Here is a 21,794-nt window from a genome sequence, read left to right as displayed (position 1 = left end):
CCCGAGTCGGTCATCCGGTCAGACGCACGACCGCCGTCGCCGGTTCCCCGGCGGCTCGCCGAGGCTCAGCGGGTTCGCACGACGGTGGACACCTGCGCCGCGTCGTCATCGGGGTCGCGGTCCGAGGCACCCCCGATCGCGGCGATCCGGCCCCGCGCGACGAGCTCGCCGCGGGCCTCCGGCAGCACCCTGACGTCGAACCGCGCGGCCAGCGACCTGCCGGGTTCGAGCCGGCGCACGATGAGAGCGGCCTCCCGCGCGCTGGTGTACCCGTCGACGCCGGTCGGCAACCAGGCGCCGGTCCGTACGGTGCGGCGGCAGGGCGCTGCGCACCGTGATCGGCCCGGGGGTTCCGGGCCCGTGGTTGGTCAGGCGGATCGAGTACGAGAACCGGCCGCCGGGCCGGACCGTCGGCGGCGCGACGATGGACAGCTCCAGGTCGACCGGGTGCTTCAGGCGTTCACCAGGGGGCGATCCGCTCGGGTCCGGCGTCCGGACGAGCTCCTCCACGGGCGTCCGGGCGGCGTCGCGCGGAGCGGCCTGGCTCGGGCTTCGGTCGTCGGCCGGGCCATGGTACGTGCTCGGGACGGGCCGGCGGTACGGCGTCAGGCCGCGGAGCGTCGTCCGGACCGAGGGGGCCGGCATCGCCCGCGCGGGCCCGTACCGGGTGGGTGTGCGGGCGGGCGGGTGTTCCGGCGCGCGCCGGTCCGGGAACGCCGTCGGGACGCGGTGCCCGACCCGGGCCCACGGGACATATCGGGCGGGCAACCCTCCGGCGGGCTGCCCGTCCTGCCTGGACGCCAGGGTCGCCAGGACCGGCAGACCCACCGCGATGCCCGCCAACGCGGCCAGCGCGTGCTTCACGGTGATCGCCCCCGAATCACGGATCACATCGGGGAACGTACCGCCGTCCCCGTCTCGGACCGGTAAATCCCACGTCAAGTGTCAGGCCGGATCGGCGATGACGTTGAGGGCGCCGGGCAGCACCCGGGCCGTCGCCGGGAGCGCGCCGAGCAGCTCGCCGTCCGCGCCGTACGGGATCTCCCGGTCGGCCTCGATCACCACCTCGCGGCCCCGCAGGACCTCGATCTCCGGGCGGCGCACATGCGTGCCGTTCGGGAGCTCCCGCATCACGGCGAAGAACAGCCGCTTGGGCGCGTGCCGGATGATCACGATGTCGAGCAGCCCGTCGTCGACCGCCGCGTCGGGCGCGATGTGCAGGCCGTAGCCGTAGTACCCGGAGTTGGCGACGACGACCGTGTAGCCGCGTTCCTCGTGGAGCTCGCCGTCCACGGTGATCCGGTACGAGACCGGGCGCCAGGTGGCGATCGCGCGCAGCGGGCCGAGGTAGTACGCGAGCGGGCCGGGCAGCCGGGTCAGCCGGTTGATATGGGCGTTGGCGACGGAGTCGACCCCGCCGTACACGCTGCCCGCGACGACGCGCTTGGCGCCGTCCGGGGACGTCACCTCGATGGCGTCGATCCGCCGGGGCTCGGCCTCCAGCAGCAGCGCGGCGAGCCGGTCCGGTGCGTCGGGCAGGCCGAGCTGGCGCGCGAAGTCGTTGCCGCGGCCCGCGGGCAGGATGCCGAGAAGGCCGTCGGTGCCCGCCAGCGCCCCGACAAGCCCGCCGACCATGCCGTCTCCGCCCGCGGCGATGACCGCGTGGCCCTTGTCCGCCGCCGTGCGCGCGAGCTCGGCCGCGTGCTCGAGGCTGCGGCTGTACTCCACCGTCATCTCCGCGCCGGCCTCGCGCAGCAGCCGCGCGACGGGGATGAGCCGGGCGGCCGCGTCCCCGCCCGCCGCAGGGTTCACCACGGCGGTGAACGATCGCATCCTCAGCACCCTTCTCCTGATACCCGCAGGCCCGGCAGCGTGCGGGCCCTCCGCCGGATCGTACGGCTCATCGGCCCGGCGTGTGGCCCGCACCGGACCAGACGGGTCGCCGGCACGGCATGAGGCCCGCGCCGGACCGGCACGCCGCGATACTCGCCCCGGGTCGCGCGGTCGCCGGTGCCTCCCGGGGCCCGCGCCCGGGTCGTGCGGGTCATCCGCGGGCGGGAGGGACCAGGACGCCAGGGTTGAGGATCCCCGCCGGGTCGATCCGGTCCTTGACCGCCCGGAGTATCTCGACGCCGAGCGGTCCGATCTCGTCGACGAGCCGGTCGCGGTGGTCGGTGCCGACGCCGTGGTGATGGCTGATCGTGCCGCCCGCCTCGATGATCGCGTCGTTGACGGCGGCCTTGGCCCGCCGCCACCGGGTGAGCGGCTCGTCGCCCTGGGCGGTGACCACGGTGAAGTACAGCGAGGCGCCGTCGCGGTAGACGTGCGAGATGTGGCACATCACCAGGGAGGATGGGAGTTCGCGGGCGAGGGTCAGCCGCACCGTCTCCTCGAGCCGGGGCAGGTTCGACCAGAACCCGGCGGTCTCCAGGGTCTCGGCGAGGGCGCCCACGTCGAGCAGGGCGTCGCGGAGGTACGGCGCGGAGAACCGCCCGGCGGCCCAGCTCTCCCCCGGGCCCTCGCCCAGCGGCACCCCGCCGTGCGCGCGCAGGACGGCGTGCGCGCCGGCGCTGCGCCCGGCGACCTCCTCCGCCGCGCCCTCGTACCCGCAGACGGCCAGGCAGCCGTCGCCGTTCGCCTCGCCGATCTCGTCGGGCCGGGCCAGGCCGATCATCGTCTCGGTCTCGTCGGACAGCCGGAGCACGGTCGGCAGCGGCCCGTCCTGGGCCAGGGCCCGTACGGCGGCGGAGCCCTCCGTGAACGACGCGAACCGCCAGCCCTCGTACCGGCGGACCTCCGGCAGCGGGCGGACCCGCACGGTCACGTCCGTGATGACGCCGAAGGCGCCCTCGGAGCCGAGCACGAGCTGGCGCAGGTCGGGACCTGCTGCGGACTTGGGCGCCCGGCCGAGGGTCAGGGTGCCGCGCGGCGTCGCGACGGTGAGCCCGGCGACCATCTCGTCGAACCGGCCGTACCCCGCCGACGCCTGGCCGGACGACCGCGTCGCGGCGAACCCGCCGATGGTCGCCCACTCGTAGGACTGGGGGTAGTGGCCGAGCGTGCGACCCCGCTCGGCGAGCAGCGCCTCGGCGCGCGGGGCGCGCAGGCCGGCCTGCAGCGTCGCCGTGCGCGACACGTCGTCGAGGGCGGTGAGCCGGTCCAGGCGGCGCAGGTCGAGCGCGATGACCCCGGCGAACGACTCACCCTCCACCGTGAGCCCGCCGACGACCGACGTGCCGCCGCCGAAGGGGACGACCGCGATCCGCTCGCGCGAGCACCGCTCCAGGACCGCGAGGATCTCCTCGTGGTCGCCGGGGAGCACGACGGCGTCCGGGGCGTCGCGCGCGTCGCCCGCGCGGATGCGCAGCAGGTCCGGGGTGGACTTGCCCCGGGTGTGCCGGATCCGCGACTCGTCGTCGGTCCACACGTGGTCGGGGCCCACGATCTCCTCCACGGCCCGTGCGGAGGCGCGCGGCGCGGGCGGCGCCAGGTCGTTCAGGGGCACCGGCGGGACCGGGTCCGGCCGGACGCCGAGCAGCTCGCGCAGCAGCCCGACGACGGAGTCGGGCAGTCGCGTGGCCCGTTCCGGATCGCCCCAGCCGTTCCACAGCATCGCCGGCACGGCCTCTTCCCCTTCCTTCCGGACATTCCCTCGATTTACACTGTGACATATGACGTCCATTCGTCACAAGAAGGACGCGATGCTCGACGCCGCCCGCGACTGCGTCCTCGCGGTGGGGGTAACGCGCACGACGCTCACCGACGTGGCCCGCCGCGCCGGCGTGTCCCGCATGACGATCTACCGGCGCTGGCCGGACGTGCGCACCCTGGTCGCCGACCTCATGACCCGCGAGTGGGCCGGCGTGGTCGCCCCCGTCGTCCCGCCCGACGACGGCGGCCCGGTCCGCCCCCGCGCGGTGGCGGCCCTCGTCGCCGGGGTCGCGGCGCTCCGCGAGCACCCGCTGTTCCTCAAGATCCTCGAGGTGGACCCCGAGATCCTGCTGCCCTACCTCCTCCAGCGGCGCGGCACCAGCCAGGACGCCATGCTGCGCGCCTTCGAGAAGACCCTGCGCGCCGGCCACCGTGACGGGACCATCCGCGCCGACGACCCCGCACGACAGGCCCGCGCCGTCCTGCTCATCGTGCAGTCCTTCGCCATGTCCGGGCACATCGTCACCGACGGCGTACCGAACCTGTCGCCGGAGGCGTTCGACGAGGAGCTGCGGCAGATCCTCGAGAGGTACCTCGCCCCATGACATCCCCCACCACGCCCTCCCTCAACGCCGCCCGCCGCGCCCACGACCTCATGACGCTCGCCGAGGGCGAGGTCGTCGACGTCCTGGTCGTCGGGCTCGGCGCGACCGGCGCCGGAGTCGCCCTCGACGCCGCGTCACGCGGCCTGTCCGTGGCCGCGATCGACGCACACGACCTGGCCTTCGGCACGTCGCGCTGGAGTTCGAAGCTCGTGCACGGCGGCCTGCGCTACCTGGCCTCCGGGCAGGTCGGCGTGGCCCACGAGAGCGCGGTCGAACGCGGCGTGCTGATGGAGCACACCGCGCCGCACCTCGTACGGGCGCTGCCGTTCGTGCTGCCGCTCACGCCCCTGGTCTCCGGCTCCTCGGCCGCGGCGGCGATGGCCGGGATACGGGCCGGCGACCTGCTCCGGCTGACCGCGCGCACGCCCCGGGCGGTCCTCCCCCGGCCGCGCCGCCTGTCCGCGGTCGAGACGCTGCGTCTCGCACCCGCGCTGCGCTCGTACGGGCTGCGCGGCGGGATCCTGTCCTGGGACGGCCAGCTCACCGACGACGCCCGCCTCGTCACCGCGATCGCGCGGACGGCCGCCGCGCACGGCGCGCGGATCGTCACCCGCTGCCGGGCCCTGGCCCTCAAGGGCGACGGCGCGCACGTCCGGGACGAGCGGACCGGGGAGGAGCTCGCCGTCCGGGCCCGCGCGGTGATCAACGCGACCGGGGTATGGGCGGGCGGGCTCGCCGAGGGCGTACGGCTGCGCCCCTCCCGCGGCACCCACCTCGTGCTGCGGGCCGAGGCGCTCGGCGCGCCGCTGTCCGGGCTCCACCTGCCGGTGCCGGGGGCGTCCGGGCGTTTCGCGCTCGTCCTGCCGCAGGACGACGGCCGGGTCTACGTCGGCCTCACCGACGAGCCCGCGGACGGCCCGATCCCGGACGTGCCGCAGCCGACCGAGGCCGAGATCGGGTTCCTCCTCGACCTCGTCGACTCGGCGCTGGAGGTGCCGGTGCGCCGCTCCGACGTCGCGGGCGCGTACGCCGGGCTGCGCCCGCTGCTCGACGGCCCCGGCGGCCGGACCGCCGACCTGTCGCGGCGGCACGCCGTGCTGAGAGGAGCGAACGGCGTCGTCACGATCGTCGGCGGCAAGCTCACCACGTACCGCCGGATGGCCGAGGACGCGCTCGACGCGGCGATCGAGGAGCGCGGCCTCACGGCCGGGCCCTGCCGTACGGCCCGCCTGCCGTTGATCGGCGCCGCGACCGGTCCGGAGCTCGGCCGGCTGACCGCGCCGGCGCGCCTGGTGGGGCGCTACGGCGCGGAGGCGCCCGACGTCGTCGCGCTCGCGGCGGCGGACCCCTCGCTGCTGGAACCCGTCGCGCCGGGCTCGGCCACCATCGGCGCCGAACTGGTCTGGGCGGTCCTGCACGAAGGCGCCCTCGATGAGTCGGACCTCCTCGACCGCCGTACCCGGATCGGCCTCATCGCCGCGGACCGGGAGGCCGCCCTCCCCGCCGCCCGCCGCGCCCTCGCGCACGCCCCGGCCGGCACCGGCTCCCGCTGAGCCGCGTGCGACGGCCGTTCAGTGGTCGTCCGTGGTGGACCCCGCCGGATTCACTGCGCCGGAGCGAGGTATTCGAGGTGGATGTGCGACCGTGACGCCGGCGCCGTGACGGCCTCGCTGGAGACGGTGACGCGCGGCCCGGAGGCGGTGCCGAGGCGGGCGGCGACGTCGCCCAGGTCCGCGCCCGGAACGTCGATGTGCACGGTGAGCCGGCCGGGTGGGCGGGGGTCGGAGTCCATCTCCACCCGCGAGTTCCCCAGCCGGTCGGCGGGAATCAGGTCGAAGATCTCCTGAAGGACCGCGCCGACCTGGTGTGCGATCCCTCGGTCCGGGAGGTCCGTCCCGCCGCTCAAGATGATCACGGGGTACGCGGCGCCCTGCCCGTTGGCGCGTTCGACCGCCCGTACGACGCTCGAGCGGATGCCACCGGGAGCGGCCCGGACCGTCGGCCAGAGGTCGAGGACCGCGCTCCGGAAGTCCTTGATCGCCTCGTCCAGGTCGGCGATCGCCTGGTGGATCATGCGGACGGCGCCCTCCTCGTCCACGTGCTGCTGGATATGACCCAGTGCGCCGTTCAGGCCGAGGCCGACCGCGAACAGGCGGCGGACGAGCGTGTCCACCCGCTCGTGCGAGGGTTCGACGAGATCGTCGACGGAGAGCGTCCGGTCCGTGAGCATCGGGTCGACGAAGCGGTGCCCCCATTGGTCGGATGCCGGGACGTTGCCGCCGTACGGTCCCTCGGCGCGGCTCACACGCCTCCCCCCTTCGCGCGATTCACTCCGGGGGCAGAGCCACGCGGATCTGTCCGGTTAATGGGGGATTGTGCTTTAAGTACTCCTACCCGGCGGACGGCCGGATGCACCTCTCCACCGCGGGGTAGGGCTTGAAGGAGAAAGGCCGCTGACGAGCGCGGGGTGGTTCATCGTGGGTTGGAGCCGTCAGGGAGTACGGCTGCCCTTCACCGACCGGGCGGAGGCCGGACGGTTGCTCGCGGAGCAGATCATGCCTCTGCGGCTGGCCGATCCGCTCGTCCTCGCGTTGCCGCGCGGCGGCGTTCCGGTGGCCCGCGAGATCGCGCAGCGCCTGGAAGCGCCGCTCGAGGTCCTGGTGACACGCAAGATCGGCTGTCCGAGCCAGCCGGAGCTCGGTGTCGGCGCGATCGCCGAGGGCGGGGATCCGGTCTTCGACGCCGACCTCATGCGCCGCGTCGGCCTGACCGAGCGGGATCTGGAGGAGACGGTAGGGCGCGAGCGGGCCGAGCTCCAGCGCCGGATCGCGGCGTACCGGGGAGACCGAGCGCTGCCGCCCGTCAAGGAACGGGACGTCGTGGTCGTCGACGACGGGCTGGCCACCGGCGGAACGGCGCGTGCCGCGCTCGCCGCGGTCCGGGCGGGAGATCCGGCCCGGCTCGTGCTCGCCGTGCCGGTCGGAGCGGCCCAGACGGTCAAGGCGCTGGCCGGCGACGCGGACGAGATCGTGGTGCTGGCCGCCCCCTGGACGTTCCGCGCGGTGGGCCAGTGGTACGTCCACTTCGACCAGCTGTCCGACGAAGACGTGCAGAGGCTCCTGTGAAGATCCCGGCGGCGGGGGTGTCGCTCGAAGCGGACCTGACCGACGGCGAACACGGTCTGGTGGTCTTCGCGCACGGCAGCGGCAGCAGCCGCCGCAGCCCGCGCAACCGGCAGGTCGCCGCCGCGCTGAACACGGCGGGGTTCGGCACTCTGCTGTTCGATCTGCTCACGCCGGACGAGGAGCTCGAGGACACCCGGACGGCCCGCTTGCGCTTCGACATTCCGCTGCTCGCACGACGGCTTTCCGCCGTCGTGGGCTGGGCCGCGACCCGGCCGGTGGGGTTGTTCGGGGCGAGCACGGGAGCGGCTGCGGCCCTGGTCACAGCCGCCGAGTGCCCGGACGACGTCGCGGCCGTGGTGTCCCGGGGCGGCCGCCCCGACCTCGCCGGCGAGGCGCTAGCGGTCGTACGTGCGCCTACACTATTGATCGTGGGCGGACGCGACCTGGAAGTGCTCTCGCTGAACGAGCGAGCGGCCGCGCGGATGTCGGCCGAGAAGGCGATCGTCGTGGTGCCCGGTGCGGGCCACCTGTTCGCCGAGCCGGGCGCTCTCGAGGAGGTCGCCCGGCTCGCGGAAAACTGGTTCGCCCGCCATATGAGGGGGTGAAAAATCCTGGATTGCTCGGCGTTCTGGCCGACCGGCCCGCGTTCGGGCCGTGGTCGCGAACCCGCGGGTAGCGGAGGGAACGCTACGCGGCGTTGGCGCGACGCATGCGACGGCGACGCTCGGACGCGCGCTCGTCTTCGTTCAGACCGCCCCAAGTGCCGTACTTCTCGGGCCGGGAGACGGCGTAGTCAAGGCAGTCGGTGCGCACGGGGCAGCGCATGCACACGGCCTTGGCCTTACGCTCGCGGATCTCACGCTCCGGCTGACGCTCGCCGTCAGGGCCGAAGAACAGGATGAGGTCCTCCCCCCGGCACTCGGCAGCGTCCTGCCAGCCCCAGCTGGGACGGGGGAGGTTTGCCTGCCGACGTACCTGAGCCATAGAACTACCACCTCGTAGCTTGCTGGGTGAGCAAATTTCGGTCACGGGCGCCATATCAGTAAGAACGCGCGCAAAACCTTGCAACGTCTTGAAGGGCCGTGATGTTCCCTGAGAGCCGCCGTGTCCGCGTGGGAACGACGAATAGGGCCTCGCAGAGGCTACACGAGGGCCGCCCCGTTGAGAAGGGCCACCTCCCTTTTAACATACGTGGCGAGGTTCTCCGAACATCCCGGGCCGCACGCGGCGGGCTGCACCCGCTCGACCCGGACGCGGTATCGCGCCAGGCCAGCGCGCACGACGGCGGTGTCGGCGATCATGGACTCCACCGTCACGCCCGCCACCGCGACGATCCCGGTGTGCGCGCGGACGAAGTGCTCGGCGGCCTGCACGGGCTCGGGCAGACCCGCCCGGCCGCGGTAGCGGTCGAGCGTCACCTCACCGCGATGGTACGCCCGCGCGGCGGCCACGGCGCGCTGTTCGTCCAGGTCCCCGTAGTAAAGGCCATGCGGGAGACAGACGAGGTTGGCGGCGTAGCGGTCTCCTCCGACATGTGTCGTTTCCCACACCTGATCGCCGAAGCGCTCGCCGAGGGCGCGGGCCAGCGGCGCTCCGGTGCGCGCGCAGCAGGCGTTCCGCCGCCCGTGGGCGCAGACCAGTAGCAGCGGATCCGCGACCGGCGCGCCGAACCCCGGGGCGCGCCCCGCGGCAACGGACGCCAGGTCCAGGCCTGCCAGCTCCGCCGGATCGGCCAGCTCCCGCCCCTCCAGCCACGGTGTCACGGGCCAGCCGTCCGGGGCGGTGTCGCCGGAGAACCCGGTGAACACCCACAGCGGAGGCGTCGCACGACGCCGCCCGGAAACCCGGATGAACTGGGCACGCACGCCCTGCCGCGCGGCCCGCGCCAGCGCCTCGGCGATCGGATCGGGCAGGTCGGTGTCCTCGATCCGTTCGGCCCAGGGGCCCGGGTGCTCGATGAGCAGCCACGAGCGCGCCTTCGTCGTGGCACTGGCCAGGCACGGGCGCTCCCCGGTGTGGCTTCCGGGGCAATGGGTGCAGCGGCGGTCCGCCAAGGAGTCCCCCGTCGATCGGATGACGTCGGGGATCGGCCGACGCCGATCCGATTAGGTAACCCTAACCTAACCATTCCCCGCCGGATCTAACGTCCCCGAAAACCCAAGAGCCCTGGTGACGCGCCGGTGACAGGGTGGTGAACCGACGACGCACACCCGTCCGGGCCCGGGGATACCCGCGAGAACGCGGCCCCAGGCGTCGTACAGTGTCCTCCCGTGCGCCGCCGCCGGCGACCGAGGTCGCCGGATCGCCCCCGCCGGCCGACGCGGGCGGAGCACGCCCCCCGTGGTAAGGCCCTTGCTGAGGACGATGGTGACGAAAGTCTCGATGCACGCTCCCGCGCTCGTCGCCGGCGCGGCGCTGCTGCTCGTCGCGGCCGGCGACCTCGCGCGTCCGGCGGCGCGGGCGCCGTCCACGCCCGCGATCGAGGCGGGGATGACGGGCTGCGGTACGGGCCGGCCCGCGCTGCGACAGGGCCCGCAGGAGCTGCCGCTGCGCAACGACGACGCCACCACGGCCGGCGTCACCCTCGTCGACCCCGCGACGGGCGCCGTCTACGCCGAGGTCGAGGGCCTGGGGCCGAAGACCACCCGCACGCTGCGGATCACACTCGGCCCGGGCGCGTACGCCTTCCGCTGCGTCGAGGACGGGCCCGCCGCGCCCGTCACCGGCCCCGTGACCCGGATCACCGGCTCCGGAAACGGCACCCCCGGGATCGTCCCCGTTTCCCAGAACGACCTCTACGCGCCCACGCGCTCGTACGAGGCGTACGTCACCACGGGCCTCGACCGCCTGGTGGAGCGCACCGACGCCCTCCGCTCGGCCGTCGACGGCGGCGACCTCGACGCGGCGCGCGCCGCCTGGCTCCCCGCGCACCTGGCCTACGAACGCCTCGGGGCGGCGTACGGCACGTTCGGCGACTTCGACGGCCAGATCAACGGCCGCCCGGAAGGACTGCCCGGCGGAGTACGCGATCCCGGCTTCACCGGATTCCACCGTGTGGAGTACGGCCTGTGGCACGGCGAGTCCGCCTCCTCGCTGGCCGGCGTCACGGACCGTCTCGCCCGGGACGTCCGGGCCCTGCGGTCCGACTTCCCGAACGAGCGCATCGACCCGGGCGACCTGCCGCTGCGGGCGCACGAGATCCTCGAGAACACGCTGCAGTTCCAGCTCACCGGCGAGGCGGACCAGGGCAGCGGCACCACGCTCCGCACGGCCGAGGCCAATCTGGAGGGCACCCGGGAGCTGGTGAGCGTGCTCCGCCCGCTGCTGCGCCCCCGTTACCCGGGCCTGGCCGAGGTCGATGCCTGGATGGACCGGATGGCCACGGCGCTGAAGGGACGGACATCCGTCGACCGGCTCTCGCAGGCCGACCGCGAGCGCCTGAACGGAACGGCGGGCGAGCTCCTCGAACGGCTCGCCTCGATCGCCACGATCTGCGCCCCACGGCGGCGCTCCCAGGGAAACGGGTGACGATGACCGACCGTCGATCCTTCCTGCGCGGCGCTCTGGCCGCCGGTGTGGCCGGGGTCGTGGCGGGTCCGTCCGCCGCCGGCGCGGCGCTGCCCGATGGAGCCGCCGAGACGGCGACGCGGCCGTTCCACGGGGAGCACCAGGCGGGCATCGTCGAGCGGCCGCGACGGCGGACCATCGTCGTGTCCATGGACGTCACCGCCTCCGGCCGCGGCGAGCTGACCGAGCTGTTCCGCACGCTGACCGACCGCGCCCGCGCGCTGACCGGCGGAGGAACGCCGGGCGACCCGGGCATCGCCGCGCCGCCCGCCGACTCCGGAGTGCTCGGGCCCGACGTGCCCGGGGGCGGGCTGCTGATGACGGTCGGCGTCGGCGCGTCGCTGTTCGACGACCGGTACGGCCTGGCGGGCCGCAGACCGCCCGGGCTGACGGCGATGCCCACGTTCCCCAACGACGCGCTCGAGTCGGCGTGGTGCCACGGCGACCTCAGCCTGCAACTGTCCGCCGACGACGAGGACACGGTCGTGCACGCGCTGCGCGACGTCGCCCGGCACACGCGCGGCGCCATGCAGGTGCGGTGGCGGATGAACGGCTTCGCCAGCCCGCCCCGGCCCAGCGGCACCCCGCGCAACCTCATGGGGTTCAAGGACGGCATCGCCAATCCCGACCCCGCGGACGCGCGCGAGATGAGCAGCCTGGTCTGGGCGGCCCCGGGAACCACCGGGAAGGGCCGGAGCGCGCCGGAGCCCGCCTGGACGGCCGGCGGCTCGTACCTCGTGATCCGGCTCATCCGGATGCTCGTGGAGTTCTGGGATCGCGTCGGGCTCGCCGAGCAGGAGCAGATGTTCGGCCGCAGCCGCGACACCGGAGCGCCCCTCGACGGGAACCACGAGCTGGACGAGCCGCACTACACCGACGACCCGATCGGCAAGGTCATCCCGCTGACGAGTCACATCCGGCTGGCGAACCCCCGGACGCCACAGAGCGCCGACAGCCGGATCCTGCGCCGCGGCTTCAACTACGACCGGGGCGTGGACGCGGTCGGCGACCTCGACATGGGGCTGATCTTCACCTCCTACCAGCAGGACATCGCCCGACAGTTCGCGGCGGTCCAGGGGAGGCTCAAGGACGAGCCGCTCACGGACTACATCCGGCCGTTCGGCGGCGGCTACTTCTTCGCACTGCCCGGCGTCCGCGACTCGGCGGACTTCTTCGCCCGCGCCCTCCTGGGCTGACCTCGTACGGGGCATGAAGCCCTGAAGAGGGCAGATAACTCCGTTTCAGGGACAAAGGTCCCCGGGATCGGATAAAGATCAGCTAAAGATTCTTGACCGAGCCATGGTGACCTGTTCACATCGCCGTCACCAAGCGTCAGCGTGATCGTCGACCCGACTCGATGGGATCCCGGCTGGACCGGGACTCCGTTGGAGGACCGGCGTTTCACAACTTCAGGAGGCAACACGATGGGTCCCGGAAAGTGGAAGGGCCGCCGGACGGCGTTGATCGCCGGCTCGGTGGCCGCGGCCGGAGCGCTCGCGCTCGCCACGGCACCGAGCTGGGCGAGCGGCGACAAGCACCAGGGCGTCTCGCTGACCGCGGCCGAGGCGTCCACCGTCCGCACGGCCACGCCGATCAAGCACGTCGTCGTGCTGTTCGACGAGAACATCTCGTTCGACCATTACTTCGGCACCTACCCGAAGGCCGCCAACACCGACGGCACGAAGTTCACCGCCGCTCGGCACACGCCTCGGATCGACGGGCTGACGAAGAAGCTGCTCACGCACAACCCGAACCAGTACAACCCGAAGCGCCTCACCCCCCAGCAGGCGATGACCTGCGACCAGGACCACGGGTACGGGGCCGAGCAGAAGGCCGTCAACGGCGGCAAGATGGACAGCTTCGTCCAGAACACCGAGACGGACAAGTGCACCGGCCAGCCGGTGCTGTTCGGCGAGCCCGGCCTGGTCATGGACTACTACGACGGCAACACCGTCACCGGGCTGTGGAACTACGCGCAGCACTACGCGATGAGCGACAACTCCTGGGACACCGTCTTCGGGCCCTCCACCCCGGGTGCGCTCAACCTCATCTCCGGCCAGACCCACGGCGGCTACGCCGTCGACCCGGTCAAGCACGAGAAGGTCAGCGACTCCTACGCCGTGCAGTCCCCGGACAAGAACGGCATCGGCACGGTCATCAACGACCCGGACCCGGCGTACGACGACTGCTCCGACAAGAACCACACGTCCAAGAACAACCTGGCCGTGATGACCGGGCAGAACGTCGGCGACCTGCTCAACAAGAAGAAGGTCAGCTGGGGTTGGTTCCAGGGCGGCTTCCGGCCCACCGGTAACGCCAACGGGTACGCCGTCTGCGGCGCGTCGCACCAGAACGTCGGCGGCATCGCGGCCACCGACTACAGCCCGCACCACGAGCCGTTCCAGTACTACAAGTCGACGGCGAACGAGAAGCACCTGCCGCCGACCTCCGTGGCGGCGATCGGCCAGACCGACCAGGCCAACCACCAGTACGACCTGAGCGACTTCGACTCGGCGCTCGCGGCGCACAACCTGCCCGCGGTCAGCTTCCTGAAGGCGGCCGAGTACCAGGACGGCCACGCCGGCTACTCCGACCCGCTCGACGAGCAGCAGTTCATCGCGGGCACGATCAACAAGCTGCAGAAGTCGCCGGAGTGGAAGTCCACGGCGGTCGTCATCGCCTACGACGACTCCGACGGCTGGTACGACCACAAGGCTCCGAAGATCCTCAATGGCTCGACGGACTCCGCGGTGGACACGGCGCTGTGCGGCAAGGCCAAGGTGGCCGGCGGCTACCAGGACCGCTGCGGTCCCAGCCAGCGTCTCCCGCTCCTCGTCGTCTCGCCGTACTCGAAGGTCAACCACGTCGACCACAGCTACACCGAGCAGACCTCGGTGCTGAAGTTCATCGAGGACAACTGGGGCACCGGCCGGATCGGTGACTCGTCGTTCGACCAGCGGGCCGGCGGCCTGTGGGGCATGTTCAACTTCTGGCACCCGCGTGCGGGCAAGCTGATCCTCGACCCGAAGACCGGCGCTCCGGTCTCCGGCTGATCCAGCTTCACCACCCTTTTCCCGGAAGCCCCCGCCTCGGCGGGGGCTTCCCCCGTACGGGTGCCGGTTCCGGGCCTCATGGCGTGGCGTCCTCGCGAGCGCTCCGGCGGCGTCCTAACGTGACGCTGTGATCGCGATGGAGCCCGTCCCCGCATGGTGCCTGGTCAACGGCGAGTGGACGGAGCGCGAGGACCCGGTGATGGCGGCGTGCGATCCGCAGGGCGGCGACGTGTACGCCGCGATGGCCGCGCTCGGCTTCGAAGCGTGGTGCCGGATCGGCGACGAGGAGTTCGCCACGACCCCGGTCATGCTGGCGGTCTACTCCCGCGAGAAGCCTCCGCTGCAGTTCCTCTTGCAGCTCGAGGGCAACGCCGGGAACGTCGTCGAGCACGTCTTCGCCGAGAACCTGCCCGACGCCATGAACCTGCTGGCCGCCTGGGCGCCGGTGGCGCAGGCCGGCGCCCTCGTCGAACTCGCCCGGCGGCGGGCCGCGGACGACGGCGAGGCGTCCCCCGCGCTGCGGCGTACGGCCCCGCCGCAGCCGTTCACGCCGCCCTCGACCGCGATGGACCGCATCGGCTCCTGAGCTACGCCTGGGGCCCCTTGGGCACACCGTCGTCGATCTCGGCCGGCGCGTTGATCGTGACGCGGTGCATCTTGCGGCGCTGGGTGTAGTCGGCGACGGCGTAGTGCTGGGTGGGCCGGTTGTCCCAGAACGCGAGCGTGCCGACCCGCCACTTGAGCCGGACCTGGAACTCCGGTGAGCGGACGGCGTCCTGCAGGAGCGGAAGCAGCGCCTCGTTCTCGCGGTCATCGAGGCCGACCAGGCGGGTCGTCGAGCTGCGGTTGACGAACAGCGCCTTGCGCCCGGTCTCCGGGTGGACGCGCACGACCGGGTGCCGTACCGGCGGCCACTTGCGCTGCATCTCGGCCAGGTCCAGCTGGTGGCCCTTGGCGATGGCCTTGGACACCGACATCGTGAGGTCGTGCTCGGCCTCGAGCTCGTCGCACAGCCGCTGGATCGACTTCGGCAGCGACTCGTAGGCGAGGTACATGTTGGCCCAGTTGGTGTCGCCGCCGACGTCCGGCAGGAGCACCGCGCGCAGCAGCGACCCCATCGGAGGCACCTTCATGAAGGTGTTGTCGCTGTGCCAGGAGTCCCCGCCCTCGCCCTTGGGATCCTTCTGGTCGAGGATGTGGATCGCGCTCGCCGACGTCTTCATCGGCGGCTCGTTGAGCGTGCCGAACCGCTCGGCGAACGCCAGGTGCTGCTCGTCGGTGATCTCCTGATCGCGGAAGAACAGGACCAGATACTCGAGCAGGCCCCGGCGGATCTCCGCGACCTCCTCGTCCGACGGTGGTTTGCGCAGGTCCAGGCCTGTCACCTCGGCGCCGATGTGCCGTGTTACGGGATGAAATTCGATCATGTCGGGAGCCTCCGTCGGTGAACCCCGCTCTGAACAAGCAATCGCTAGGTTGCCACTTTTGCACACGCCTGACCACCCCTCGGCGCGATGAGGTGCCCGACGTCACGTCGGCGACAGGTGGAGCGACCGCGAACGGCGGCGGATCAGCTCCCGGAGGCGTCGTCCTCCAGGCGGGCGCGCGCGGTGAACTCCCCGGGCCAGAGCTTGTCGATCTCGGCGTTCAGGGCGGCGCCGATCAGGACGGCGAGCGCGGTGACGTACAGCCAGGCGAGCACGGCGATGGCCGCCCCCAGCGACCCGTACACCGACACCGCCGACGTGGAGCCGTCCAGGTAGAGCCGGAGGACCAGGCTGCCGAGCGCCCAGATGGCCAGGGCGGTGACCCCGCCCGGGACCTCGCGCCACCACGCCGTCCGCACCGGGACGCTGAGGTGGTAGAGCAACGCGAGGAAGATGATCGCGACGATGATGAGGATCGGCCAGTAGAGAACGCGCACGACCGCGGCGCCGGCCGGGACCCAGTGCAGCACCAGCGTCGGCCCGGCGACCAGGACGGGAATGATGACGAGGCCGACGCCGAGCCCGGCGAGGTAGAGGAAGAACGCGCGCAGGCGGGTCCGGATCACGCCGCGGACGCCCGACAGGCCGTGCGCGATGGTGATCGTGTCGACGTAGACGTTGAGCGCCCGGGACCCGGCCCACAGGGAGATCAGGAAGCTCAGCGAGACGATCCCGACCTTGCCGCCGCGCAGGACCTCGTCGAGGAGGGGCTCGACCACGGACTTCACGGTCTTGTCGGTGAGCACCGTCTCGGCACGGTCCAGCACCCACTCACGGGTCTCGGAGATCGTCGCGGCGCCCAGGACGTTCCGGAAATGGCCGATCATGCCGATCAGCCCGAGGGCCAGGGGCGGCAGTGACAGGAGCGTGAAGAACGCCGCCTCCGCGGCCAGGCCGGTCACCCGGTAGCGGAAGGCCGACACGGCGGTGCCCCGGAGGATCTGCCAGAGGGCGCTGCGCGCACGGGAGACGACGGACGCCTCGGCAACGCCGGTCCGCGCGTCGGAGGCGGTGGTCATGACGATCTACAGTAGGGGCTTACGCACCCAGAGTGGTGCATGAGGCTCATCTCGCTGATCACCTTCGGCCGGCCGCCCCGGTCCCCGAGAGACCGGGATCCCCGCCCCTCGCGGAGAAACGAAGGATCTCCGATCAGATGACCCGGTTCGCGCGACGGACGCACCGACAAGCTGTGACGATCATCACATGTCAGGCGAACTGCCCTGGCAGCCGCCCGTTGCCGGGCGGCCCGGCGAACGCCTGCGCGACCTCCATCCACTCCCCGGCGACCGGGCCGGCGACCGTGAGGTCCACGTCGTCCCGGTGCCGCCGCTGCGTGACGAGCAGGCAGAAGTCCAGCGCCGGCCCCTGCACGAGGTCGGCGGCGTCCTCGGGTCCCGCGGCCCAGCGGGCGCCGCTCGGGAGGGTGAGTTCGACGCGTACCGGCGCCTGTGGGACCGGCCTGCCGTGGACGGTGAAGCTCCACGGCAGCGTCCGCACGCCGATCTGGGCGATGTGGCGGAGCCGGTCGGTGGGCGCGCGGACGGCGCCGACGGCGTCGGCCACGTCCTGTCCGTGCGCCCAGGTCTCCATCAGGCGGGCGGTGGTGAACGAGACCGCTCCCATGTCAGGGCCGTACCAGGGGATCCGGGCCTTCGAGTCCAGGCGCGCCAGGGTCCCGACCATCTGGTTGCGGGCCGTCCGGAACCAGTCCAGGACGTGGTCGCCGGGCATGGCGCGCCGCTCGGTGATGATCCGGTCCGTGTCGAAGCCCTCCGCGACCAGCGCGCGGACCTCCTCGCGGAAGGCGTCGGGATCCCGCACGGCGTGTACGGCCGCATCGTCGAACCACGCCAGGTGGATCACCTGGTCGCGTACGGTCCATCCCTCGGCGGGGGTGGGCAGGTCCCACGCCCCGGGCTTCAGGAGTCGCTCGAGGTCGCCCGTCTCCTCGCGCAGATCGCTGAGCAGTTCGTCCATCGCAACGGCCACGAGCCCCAGCGTACAGAACCGCGTTCGGTCGTCGCCGTACGCGGGTGGCGGCGGGCACAATGAAGGGGTGATCTGCCAAGCGTGCCGCGAGCGGCGGCACGACGAGTGCCGAGGTGGCACGTGGTGCGAGTGCCAGCACCTGCCGCCCGAGCCCTCCCCTGCCGAGGAGCGGTCCGCGTCCGGCGACGGCACCGAACCGGACGTCAACTGGCTGCGGCAGGGCTGAGACCGGCCGCGACGGGTCAGCGCCGCCGCGGAAGATCGGCACGCCCAAAGCAGGCCGCGGCGAGCCAATGTGACGTTCGTCCGCATTCCGGACAGAGTTGGACAGTCATCGAACCACATGTCATCATCGGTGTATGGCTGCTGCGAATCCGTTGCTGGTGATGCGCCGGCACGTTGACTACCTCCGTGTGGGCAGCGCCATCTGTCGTTGACGCCTGATCACCGCCACTGCCTCATGGGCGCGCGGTATGCCGGTGTCACCCCTTTAGCTCAGCGTTGAGCCAGCAGTGCGACCTGCCGGCGTGCTACGTGTCCCCCATCACCACGGAGGACGCGCACGATGCCACCCCGTCAGCAGCGGAAACGAGGCGAGGGCCAATGGGCCCTGGGCTATCGCGAACCGCTCAACAAGAACGAAGAGAACAAGAAGAACGACGACGGGCTGAACGTCCGTCGTCGCATCATCGACATCTACGCCAAGGCCGGCTTCGACTCGATCGACCCCGCTGATCTGCGGGGCCGGTTCCGTTGGTTCGGCCTGTACACGCAGCGCCGGCCCGGCATCGACGGCGGCAAGACGGCGGTCCTCGAGCCCGAAGAGCTCGACGACCGCTACTTCATGCTGCGCGTCCGGATCGACGGCGGCCAGTTGAACCTCGACCAGCTGCGCACGATCGCCGACGTCTCCTCCAAGTACGCCCGCGGCACGGCGGACATCACCGACCGGCAGAACATCCAGCTGCACTGGATCGAGATCGAGAGCGTCCCGGCCATCTGGGAGGCCCTGGAGTCGGTCGGGCTGGACACCACCGAGGCCTGCGGCGACACGCCCCGGGTCATCCTCGGCTGCCCGCTCGCCGGGATCGACGCCGACGAGGTCATCGACGCGACGCCGCAGATCCGCGAGATCAACGACCGGTACATCGGCAGCCCCGACTTCTCCAACCTGCCGCGGAAGTTCAAGTCGGCGCTGTCCGGCTGCACGGCGCAGTGCACGGTCCACGAGATCAACGACATCGCGTTCGTCGGCGTGGTGAACGACAAGGGCGAGGTCGGCTACGACGTCTGGGCGGGCGGCGGCCTGTCCACCAACCCGATGTTCGCCAAGCGGCTGGGAGCGTTCATCCGGCCGGAGCAGGCCCACGAGGTCTGGGCGGGCATCGCCGGCATCTTCCGCGACTACGGCTACCGGCGGCTCCGGCACCGCGCGCGGCTGAAGTTCCTGATGAACGACTGGGGCCCGGAGCGGTTCCGTGAAGTCCTGGAGAAGGAGTACCTCGGGTACGCGCTGGCGGACGGACCGGCGCCCGGAGGGCCCCGGGATGACCGCCGCGACCACGTCGGCATCCACCGGCAGCGCGACGGCCGCTACTACGTCGGCTTCGCGCCGAAGGTCGGCCGCGTCGACGGCGACCTGCTGCACGTCATCGCGGACCTGGCCGAGGAGTACGGCTCCGGACGGGTGCGCACGACCACCGAGCAGAAGATGGTCATCCTGGACGTCCCGGAGGACCGGACCGAGGCGCTGGCCGCCGAGCTGGAGGCACACGACCTGCGGGTCCGCCCGTCGACGTTCCGCCGTCAGACGATGGCCTGCACCGGCATCGAGTTTTGCAAGCTCGCCATCGTCGAGACCAAGCAGCGCGGCATGGACCTGATCGAGGAGCTGGAGCAGCGCCTGCCGGACTTCGACGAGCCGCTGACGATCAACATCAACGGCTGCCCGAACTCCTGCGCGCGCATCCAGACCGCCGACATCGGACTGAAGGGCCAGCTCGTCACCGACGCGAACGGCGCCCAGGTCGAGGGCTACCAGGTCCACCTGGGCGGCTCGATCGGCGGGGAGTTCGGCAAGAAGATCCGCGGGCTGAAGACCACCGCGGACGAGTTGCCCGACTACGTGGAAAGGGTGCTGCGCAGGTTCCAGGAGGGCAGGCACGACGGCGAGTCCTTCGCCACGTGGGTGCAGCGTGCGGAAGAAGGTGAGCTGAAGTGACCGAGAGAGCCGTCCCCTTCTACTGCCCCTACTGCGGAGACGAGGACCTGGAGCCGTACGAGAGCGACGGCGGCTGGCACTGCCGGGCGTGCACGCGCGCGTTCAAGCTGCGCTTCATCGGGCTCGGCGCGCTCAGCGCCACGGGCGCTCCTAGACGGGAGGGCTCGGCATGACACTCCTGTACGAGCGCGCCACGGCGGCGCTCGACCTGACCGACATCGTCGAATCGGCCGCCGACGCGCTGGAGGAGGCCTCCGCCGAGGAGATCGTCCGCTGGTCGATCGCGACCTTCGGCGACCGGATCTGCGTCACGTCGTCCATGAAGGACGCCGTACTGGTCGACATCGCCTCGAAGATCCGGCCCGGCATCGACGTGCTGTTCGTCGACACCGGCTATCACTTCGCCGAGACGATCGGCACGCGGGACGCCGTCGAGGCCGTCTACCCGGTCAACGTGGTCAACGTCACCTCCTCCCGGACCGTCGCCGAGCAGGAGCGCGACCTCGGGCCCCGGCTGTACGGCCGGAACCCGGATCTGTGCTGCCACCTGCGCAAGGTCGAGCCGCTGAACCGCGCGCTCGAGCCGTACCTAGCGTGGATCACCGGCATCCGGCGTGAGGAGACCTCGCACCGGCGCGGTTCGCGCGTGGTCGAGTGGAACGCCGCGCGCGGGAAGGTCAAGGTCAACCCCCTCGCCCGCTGGACCCAGGCCCAGCTCCACGACTACATCGAGGAGCACGGCATCCTGGTGAACCCGCTGCAGTACGACGGGTACCCGTCGATCGGCTGCGAGCCCTGCACCAAGCAGGTCGCGCCGGGCGAGGACCCGCGCAGCGGACGCTGGGCCGGCACCGGAAAGACCGAATGCGGCATCAACCTCTGAGCACCTCCGCGATCCCCCTGGTCGCGGTCGCCCACGGGAGCCGGGATCCGCGTGCGGCGGCGACGATCGAGGAACTTCTCGATCTTGTTCGCCGTTCATCGGGGGTGCGGGTCGTGACCTCGTATCTCGACCACGCTCCCCCGGCCCCGGGGCAGGCGCTCGGTGGTCTCGTCGGAGAGGGGGCCGACGAGGCCGTCGTGCTCCCTCTGCTGCTCACCGCGGCGTACCACAGCAAGACCGACATCCCGGGGGCGCTTCGCGACGCCCATAGCGCCCATCCGCGGCTGACCCTGCACTACGGGGCGACGCTGGGCCCGCATCCGCTGATGACGAAGGCCCTGGAGCGACGGCTCGCCGACGTCGGCGTCCGCCCCGACCCGGACACCGCTCTGGTGCTCGCCGCCGCCGGTTCCAGCGATCCGGCGGCGAACGCGACGATCGGCCGGATGGCGCGGTCCTGGCGCGGCTGGCACTCCGTCGTCCCCGCGTACGCCTCCGCGGCCCGTCCCACCCCTGCCGAGGCCGTACGCATGCTGTACGACGCGGGCGCGCCGCGAGTCGCGGTGGCGTCCTACTTCCTGGCCCCGGGCTACTTCGCGGACAAGGTCCGTGAGGAGTCCCTGGAGGCCGGGGCGGTGGCGGTCTCGCCCGTGCTGGGCGCCGCGCCGGAGGTGGCGGAGATCACGTCGCAGCGCTATCACGAGATCCTGACGCGTGGCGATCGCGTCGCGGCGGCGGGCTGACGCCTTCCCGGCGCTCCGGCGCTTACGGCGAGCCTGCTGCCGATTCCGGCACGTACGGCGAGCCTGCTGATGCCTTCCCAGCGCTGCGGCGCCTCCGGCGCGCCTGCTGACGCCTTCCCGGCGCTCCGGTGTCTCCGGCGCGCCTGCTGTCGATTCCGGGCGCTCCGCGCGTGCGGCGAGCCTCCCGACGAGCCTGCGGTCACCCATCGTGACGGGGCGCGGAATACCCTTCGGCACCCGACTGTTGCGATATCTGGCGATTCCACGTTGTTTTGCGGTCGTTCAAGATTGTTTCGACCGGAAACGTAAAGTGGATCATAAGGCGCGCAGATCGATCTTTATGGCGATCTTTGTGGCGTCGATCACGTGAGTAATGTCCGGTGGCCATATTTGGCACGTCGGTATTTGTCTGATATGTTCCTCTACGTCCGGCGACGCCCCCCATGCGCCGCCCGAACATCCGCCGG

Annotated in this window: 22 protein-coding genes; 13 read left to right on the top strand and 9 right to left on the bottom strand. The window is 72.0% G+C overall.

The genetic code is table 11. The annotated features are described in order from the left end of the window. Positions 1-65: 65 nt before the first annotated feature. The 3 genes from ACYVF7_RS17970 to ACYVF7_RS17960 form a co-directional block, all read right to left on the bottom strand. On the bottom strand, positions 66-290 hold the full coding sequence (locus tag ACYVF7_RS17970; protein ID WP_460341416.1) for a hypothetical protein: 225 nt from the start codon (positions 288-290) through the stop codon (positions 66-68). Positions 291-945: 655 nt separating this feature from the next. Further along, positions 946-1,833, bottom strand: a complete 888-nt coding sequence (locus ACYVF7_RS17965; RefSeq protein WP_460341413.1) for a diacylglycerol/lipid kinase family protein — start codon at positions 1,831-1,833, stop codon at positions 946-948. A gap of 211 nt (positions 1,834-2,044) precedes the next feature. Further along, positions 2,045-3,613: an FAD-binding oxidoreductase gene (locus ACYVF7_RS17960; RefSeq protein ID WP_460357979.1), complete on the bottom strand. Its 1,569-nt coding sequence runs from the start codon at positions 3,611-3,613 to the stop codon at positions 2,045-2,047. Positions 3,614-3,671: 58 nt separating this feature from the next. On the opposite strand from ACYVF7_RS17960, the gene ACYVF7_RS17955 reads away from it, so the two are divergent. Together ACYVF7_RS17955 and ACYVF7_RS17950 are read left to right on the top strand one after the other, a co-directional pair. Then, entirely contained in the window at positions 3,672-4,256 is a 585-nt protein-coding gene (locus ACYVF7_RS17955; RefSeq protein WP_460341410.1) for a TetR/AcrR family transcriptional regulator, read from the top strand. Beyond that, positions 4,253-5,809 (top strand): glycerol-3-phosphate dehydrogenase/oxidase, encoded by a 1,557-nt coding sequence (locus ACYVF7_RS17950; RefSeq protein ID WP_460341407.1) that lies wholly within the window; start codon positions 4,253-4,255, stop codon positions 5,807-5,809. The genes ACYVF7_RS17955 and ACYVF7_RS17950 overlap by 4 nt, the downstream gene beginning before the upstream one ends. A 50-nt stretch (positions 5,810-5,859) precedes the next feature. On the opposite strand, the gene ACYVF7_RS17945 is transcribed toward ACYVF7_RS17950, so the two are convergent. After that, positions 5,860-6,561 carry a hypothetical protein gene (locus ACYVF7_RS17945; protein ID WP_460341404.1) on the bottom strand — a complete coding sequence of 234 codons (702 nt, stop codon included), beginning with the start codon at positions 6,559-6,561 and terminating at the stop codon, positions 5,860-5,862. A gap of 172 nt (positions 6,562-6,733) precedes the next feature. On the opposite strand from ACYVF7_RS17945, the gene ACYVF7_RS17940 reads away from it, so the two are divergent. Both ACYVF7_RS17940 and ACYVF7_RS17935 read left to right on the top strand, forming a co-directional pair. Then, complete coding sequence (locus tag ACYVF7_RS17940; protein ID WP_460341401.1) at positions 6,734-7,381, top strand: phosphoribosyltransferase; 648 nt, start codon at positions 6,734-6,736, stop codon at positions 7,379-7,381. After that, the gene (locus ACYVF7_RS17935) at positions 7,378-7,986 is read left to right on the top strand and encodes a dienelactone hydrolase family protein (protein WP_460341398.1); all 609 of its coding nucleotides are present in this window, start codon (positions 7,378-7,380) and stop codon (positions 7,984-7,986) included. Before ACYVF7_RS17940 ends, ACYVF7_RS17935 begins: the two co-directional genes overlap by 4 nt. 82 nt (positions 7,987-8,068) lie before the next feature. Here the strand turns inward: ACYVF7_RS17935 and ACYVF7_RS17930 are convergent, their stop codons facing one another. Both ACYVF7_RS17930 and ACYVF7_RS17925 read right to left on the bottom strand, forming a co-directional pair. After that, entirely contained in the window at positions 8,069-8,365 is a 297-nt protein-coding gene (locus ACYVF7_RS17930) for a WhiB family transcriptional regulator (RefSeq protein WP_345433207.1), read from the bottom strand. A 158-nt stretch (positions 8,366-8,523) separates the two neighbouring features. Next, positions 8,524-9,435, bottom strand: a complete 912-nt coding sequence (locus ACYVF7_RS17925) for a sucrase ferredoxin (RefSeq protein ID WP_460341394.1) — start codon at positions 9,433-9,435, stop codon at positions 8,524-8,526. Between the two features lie 310 nt (positions 9,436-9,745). Between ACYVF7_RS17925 and ACYVF7_RS17920 the strand changes: the two genes are divergently transcribed. The 4 genes from ACYVF7_RS17920 to ACYVF7_RS17905 all read left to right on the top strand — a co-directional run bounded on the left by ACYVF7_RS17920 (position 9,746) and on the right by ACYVF7_RS17905 (position 14,587). Further along, complete coding sequence (locus ACYVF7_RS17920) at positions 9,746-10,909, top strand: EfeM/EfeO family lipoprotein (RefSeq protein ID WP_460341391.1); 1,164 nt, start codon at positions 9,746-9,748, stop codon at positions 10,907-10,909. Positions 10,910-10,911: 2 nt separating this feature from the next. Then, positions 10,912-12,144, top strand: coding sequence for an iron uptake transporter deferrochelatase/peroxidase subunit (gene efeB, locus ACYVF7_RS17915; RefSeq protein WP_460341388.1), 1,233 nt, complete (start codon positions 10,912-10,914; stop codon positions 12,142-12,144). 228 nt (positions 12,145-12,372) lie between these two features. After that, on the top strand, positions 12,373-14,001 hold the full coding sequence (locus tag ACYVF7_RS17910) for a phospholipase C (protein ID WP_460341385.1): 1,629 nt from the start codon (positions 12,373-12,375) through the stop codon (positions 13,999-14,001). 127 nt (positions 14,002-14,128) lie between these two features. Next, positions 14,129-14,587 (top strand): hypothetical protein, encoded by a 459-nt coding sequence (locus ACYVF7_RS17905; protein WP_460341382.1) that lies wholly within the window; start codon positions 14,129-14,131, stop codon positions 14,585-14,587. Between the two features lies 1 nt (position 14,588). Here the strand turns inward: ACYVF7_RS17905 and ACYVF7_RS17900 are convergent, their stop codons facing one another. The 3 genes from ACYVF7_RS17900 to ACYVF7_RS17890 all read right to left on the bottom strand — a co-directional run bounded on the left by ACYVF7_RS17900 (position 14,589) and on the right by ACYVF7_RS17890 (position 17,480). Beyond that, positions 14,589-15,428 carry a TauD/TfdA dioxygenase family protein gene (locus ACYVF7_RS17900; protein WP_460341380.1) on the bottom strand — a complete coding sequence of 280 codons (840 nt, stop codon included), beginning with the start codon at positions 15,426-15,428 and terminating at the stop codon, positions 14,589-14,591. Between the two features lie 143 nt (positions 15,429-15,571). Next, entirely contained in the window at positions 15,572-16,507 is a 936-nt protein-coding gene (locus ACYVF7_RS17895) for a YihY/virulence factor BrkB family protein (protein ID WP_460341377.1), read from the bottom strand. 190 nt (positions 16,508-16,697) lie between these two features. Then, positions 16,698-17,480 carry a TIGR03084 family metal-binding protein gene (locus ACYVF7_RS17890; RefSeq protein WP_460341374.1) on the bottom strand — a complete coding sequence of 261 codons (783 nt, stop codon included), beginning with the start codon at positions 17,478-17,480 and terminating at the stop codon, positions 16,698-16,700. A gap of 67 nt (positions 17,481-17,547) precedes the next feature. Here ACYVF7_RS17890 and ACYVF7_RS17885 point away from each other — a divergent pair, with 67 nt between their 5' ends. The 5 genes from ACYVF7_RS17885 to ACYVF7_RS17865 all read left to right on the top strand — a co-directional run bounded on the left by ACYVF7_RS17885 (position 17,548) and on the right by ACYVF7_RS17865 (position 21,327). Continuing rightward, positions 17,548-17,706, top strand: coding sequence for a hypothetical protein (locus tag ACYVF7_RS17885; protein ID WP_460341371.1), 159 nt, complete (start codon positions 17,548-17,550; stop codon positions 17,704-17,706). A gap of 339 nt (positions 17,707-18,045) precedes the next feature. Then, positions 18,046-19,701, top strand: a complete 1,656-nt coding sequence (locus tag ACYVF7_RS17880; protein WP_460341368.1) for a nitrite/sulfite reductase — start codon at positions 18,046-18,048, stop codon at positions 19,699-19,701. Continuing rightward, entirely contained in the window at positions 19,698-19,874 is a 177-nt protein-coding gene (locus ACYVF7_RS17875; protein WP_345433196.1) for a PDDEXK family nuclease, read from the top strand. Before ACYVF7_RS17880 ends, ACYVF7_RS17875 begins: the two co-directional genes overlap by 4 nt. Beyond that, complete coding sequence (locus ACYVF7_RS17870) at positions 19,871-20,584, top strand: phosphoadenylyl-sulfate reductase (protein WP_460341363.1); 714 nt, start codon at positions 19,871-19,873, stop codon at positions 20,582-20,584. The genes ACYVF7_RS17875 and ACYVF7_RS17870 overlap by 4 nt, the downstream gene beginning before the upstream one ends. After that, positions 20,566-21,327, top strand: coding sequence for a sirohydrochlorin chelatase (locus tag ACYVF7_RS17865; RefSeq protein ID WP_460341360.1), 762 nt, complete (start codon positions 20,566-20,568; stop codon positions 21,325-21,327). The genes ACYVF7_RS17870 and ACYVF7_RS17865 overlap by 19 nt, the downstream gene beginning before the upstream one ends. Positions 21,328-21,794 lie beyond the last annotated feature (467 nt).

This window comes from Actinoallomurus acanthiterrae, assembly GCF_054775715.1.
The sequence above is the reverse complement of the archived record's forward strand: the minus strand, read 5'-3'. Positions and strand labels throughout refer to the sequence as shown.

Bases quoted from the DNA above. Each gene is read 5' to 3' on its own strand.
- ACYVF7_RS17965 (WP_460341413.1), bottom strand. From the start codon at position 1,833: ATGCGATCGTTCACCGCCGTGGTGAACCCTGCGGCGGGCGGGGACGCG.
- ACYVF7_RS17960 (WP_460357979.1), bottom strand. From the start codon at position 3,613: ATGCTGTGGAACGGCTGGGGCGATCCGGAACGGGCCACGCGACTGCCC.
- ACYVF7_RS17955 (WP_460341410.1), top strand. From the start codon at position 3,672: ATGACGTCCATTCGTCACAAGAAGGACGCGATGCTCGACGCCGCCCGC.
- ACYVF7_RS17950 (WP_460341407.1), top strand. From the start codon at position 4,253: ATGACATCCCCCACCACGCCCTCCCTCAACGCCGCCCGCCGCGCCCAC.
- ACYVF7_RS17930 (WP_345433207.1), bottom strand. From the start codon at position 8,365: ATGGCTCAGGTACGTCGGCAGGCAAACCTCCCCCGTCCCAGCTGGGGC.
- ACYVF7_RS17920 (WP_460341391.1), top strand. From the start codon at position 9,746: ATGGTGACGAAAGTCTCGATGCACGCTCCCGCGCTCGTCGCCGGCGCG.
- efeB (WP_460341388.1), top strand. From the start codon at position 10,912: ATGACCGACCGTCGATCCTTCCTGCGCGGCGCTCTGGCCGCCGGTGTG.
- ACYVF7_RS17910 (WP_460341385.1), top strand. From the start codon at position 12,373: ATGGGTCCCGGAAAGTGGAAGGGCCGCCGGACGGCGTTGATCGCCGGC.
- ACYVF7_RS17900 (WP_460341380.1), bottom strand. From the start codon at position 15,428: ATGATCGAATTTCATCCCGTAACACGGCACATCGGCGCCGAGGTGACA.
- ACYVF7_RS17895 (WP_460341377.1), bottom strand. From the start codon at position 16,507: ATGACCACCGCCTCCGACGCGCGGACCGGCGTTGCCGAGGCGTCCGTC.
- ACYVF7_RS17880 (WP_460341368.1), top strand. From the start codon at position 18,046: ATGCCACCCCGTCAGCAGCGGAAACGAGGCGAGGGCCAATGGGCCCTG.
- ACYVF7_RS17870 (WP_460341363.1), top strand. From the start codon at position 19,871: ATGACACTCCTGTACGAGCGCGCCACGGCGGCGCTCGACCTGACCGAC.
- ACYVF7_RS17865 (WP_460341360.1), top strand. From the start codon at position 20,566: ATGCGGCATCAACCTCTGAGCACCTCCGCGATCCCCCTGGTCGCGGTC.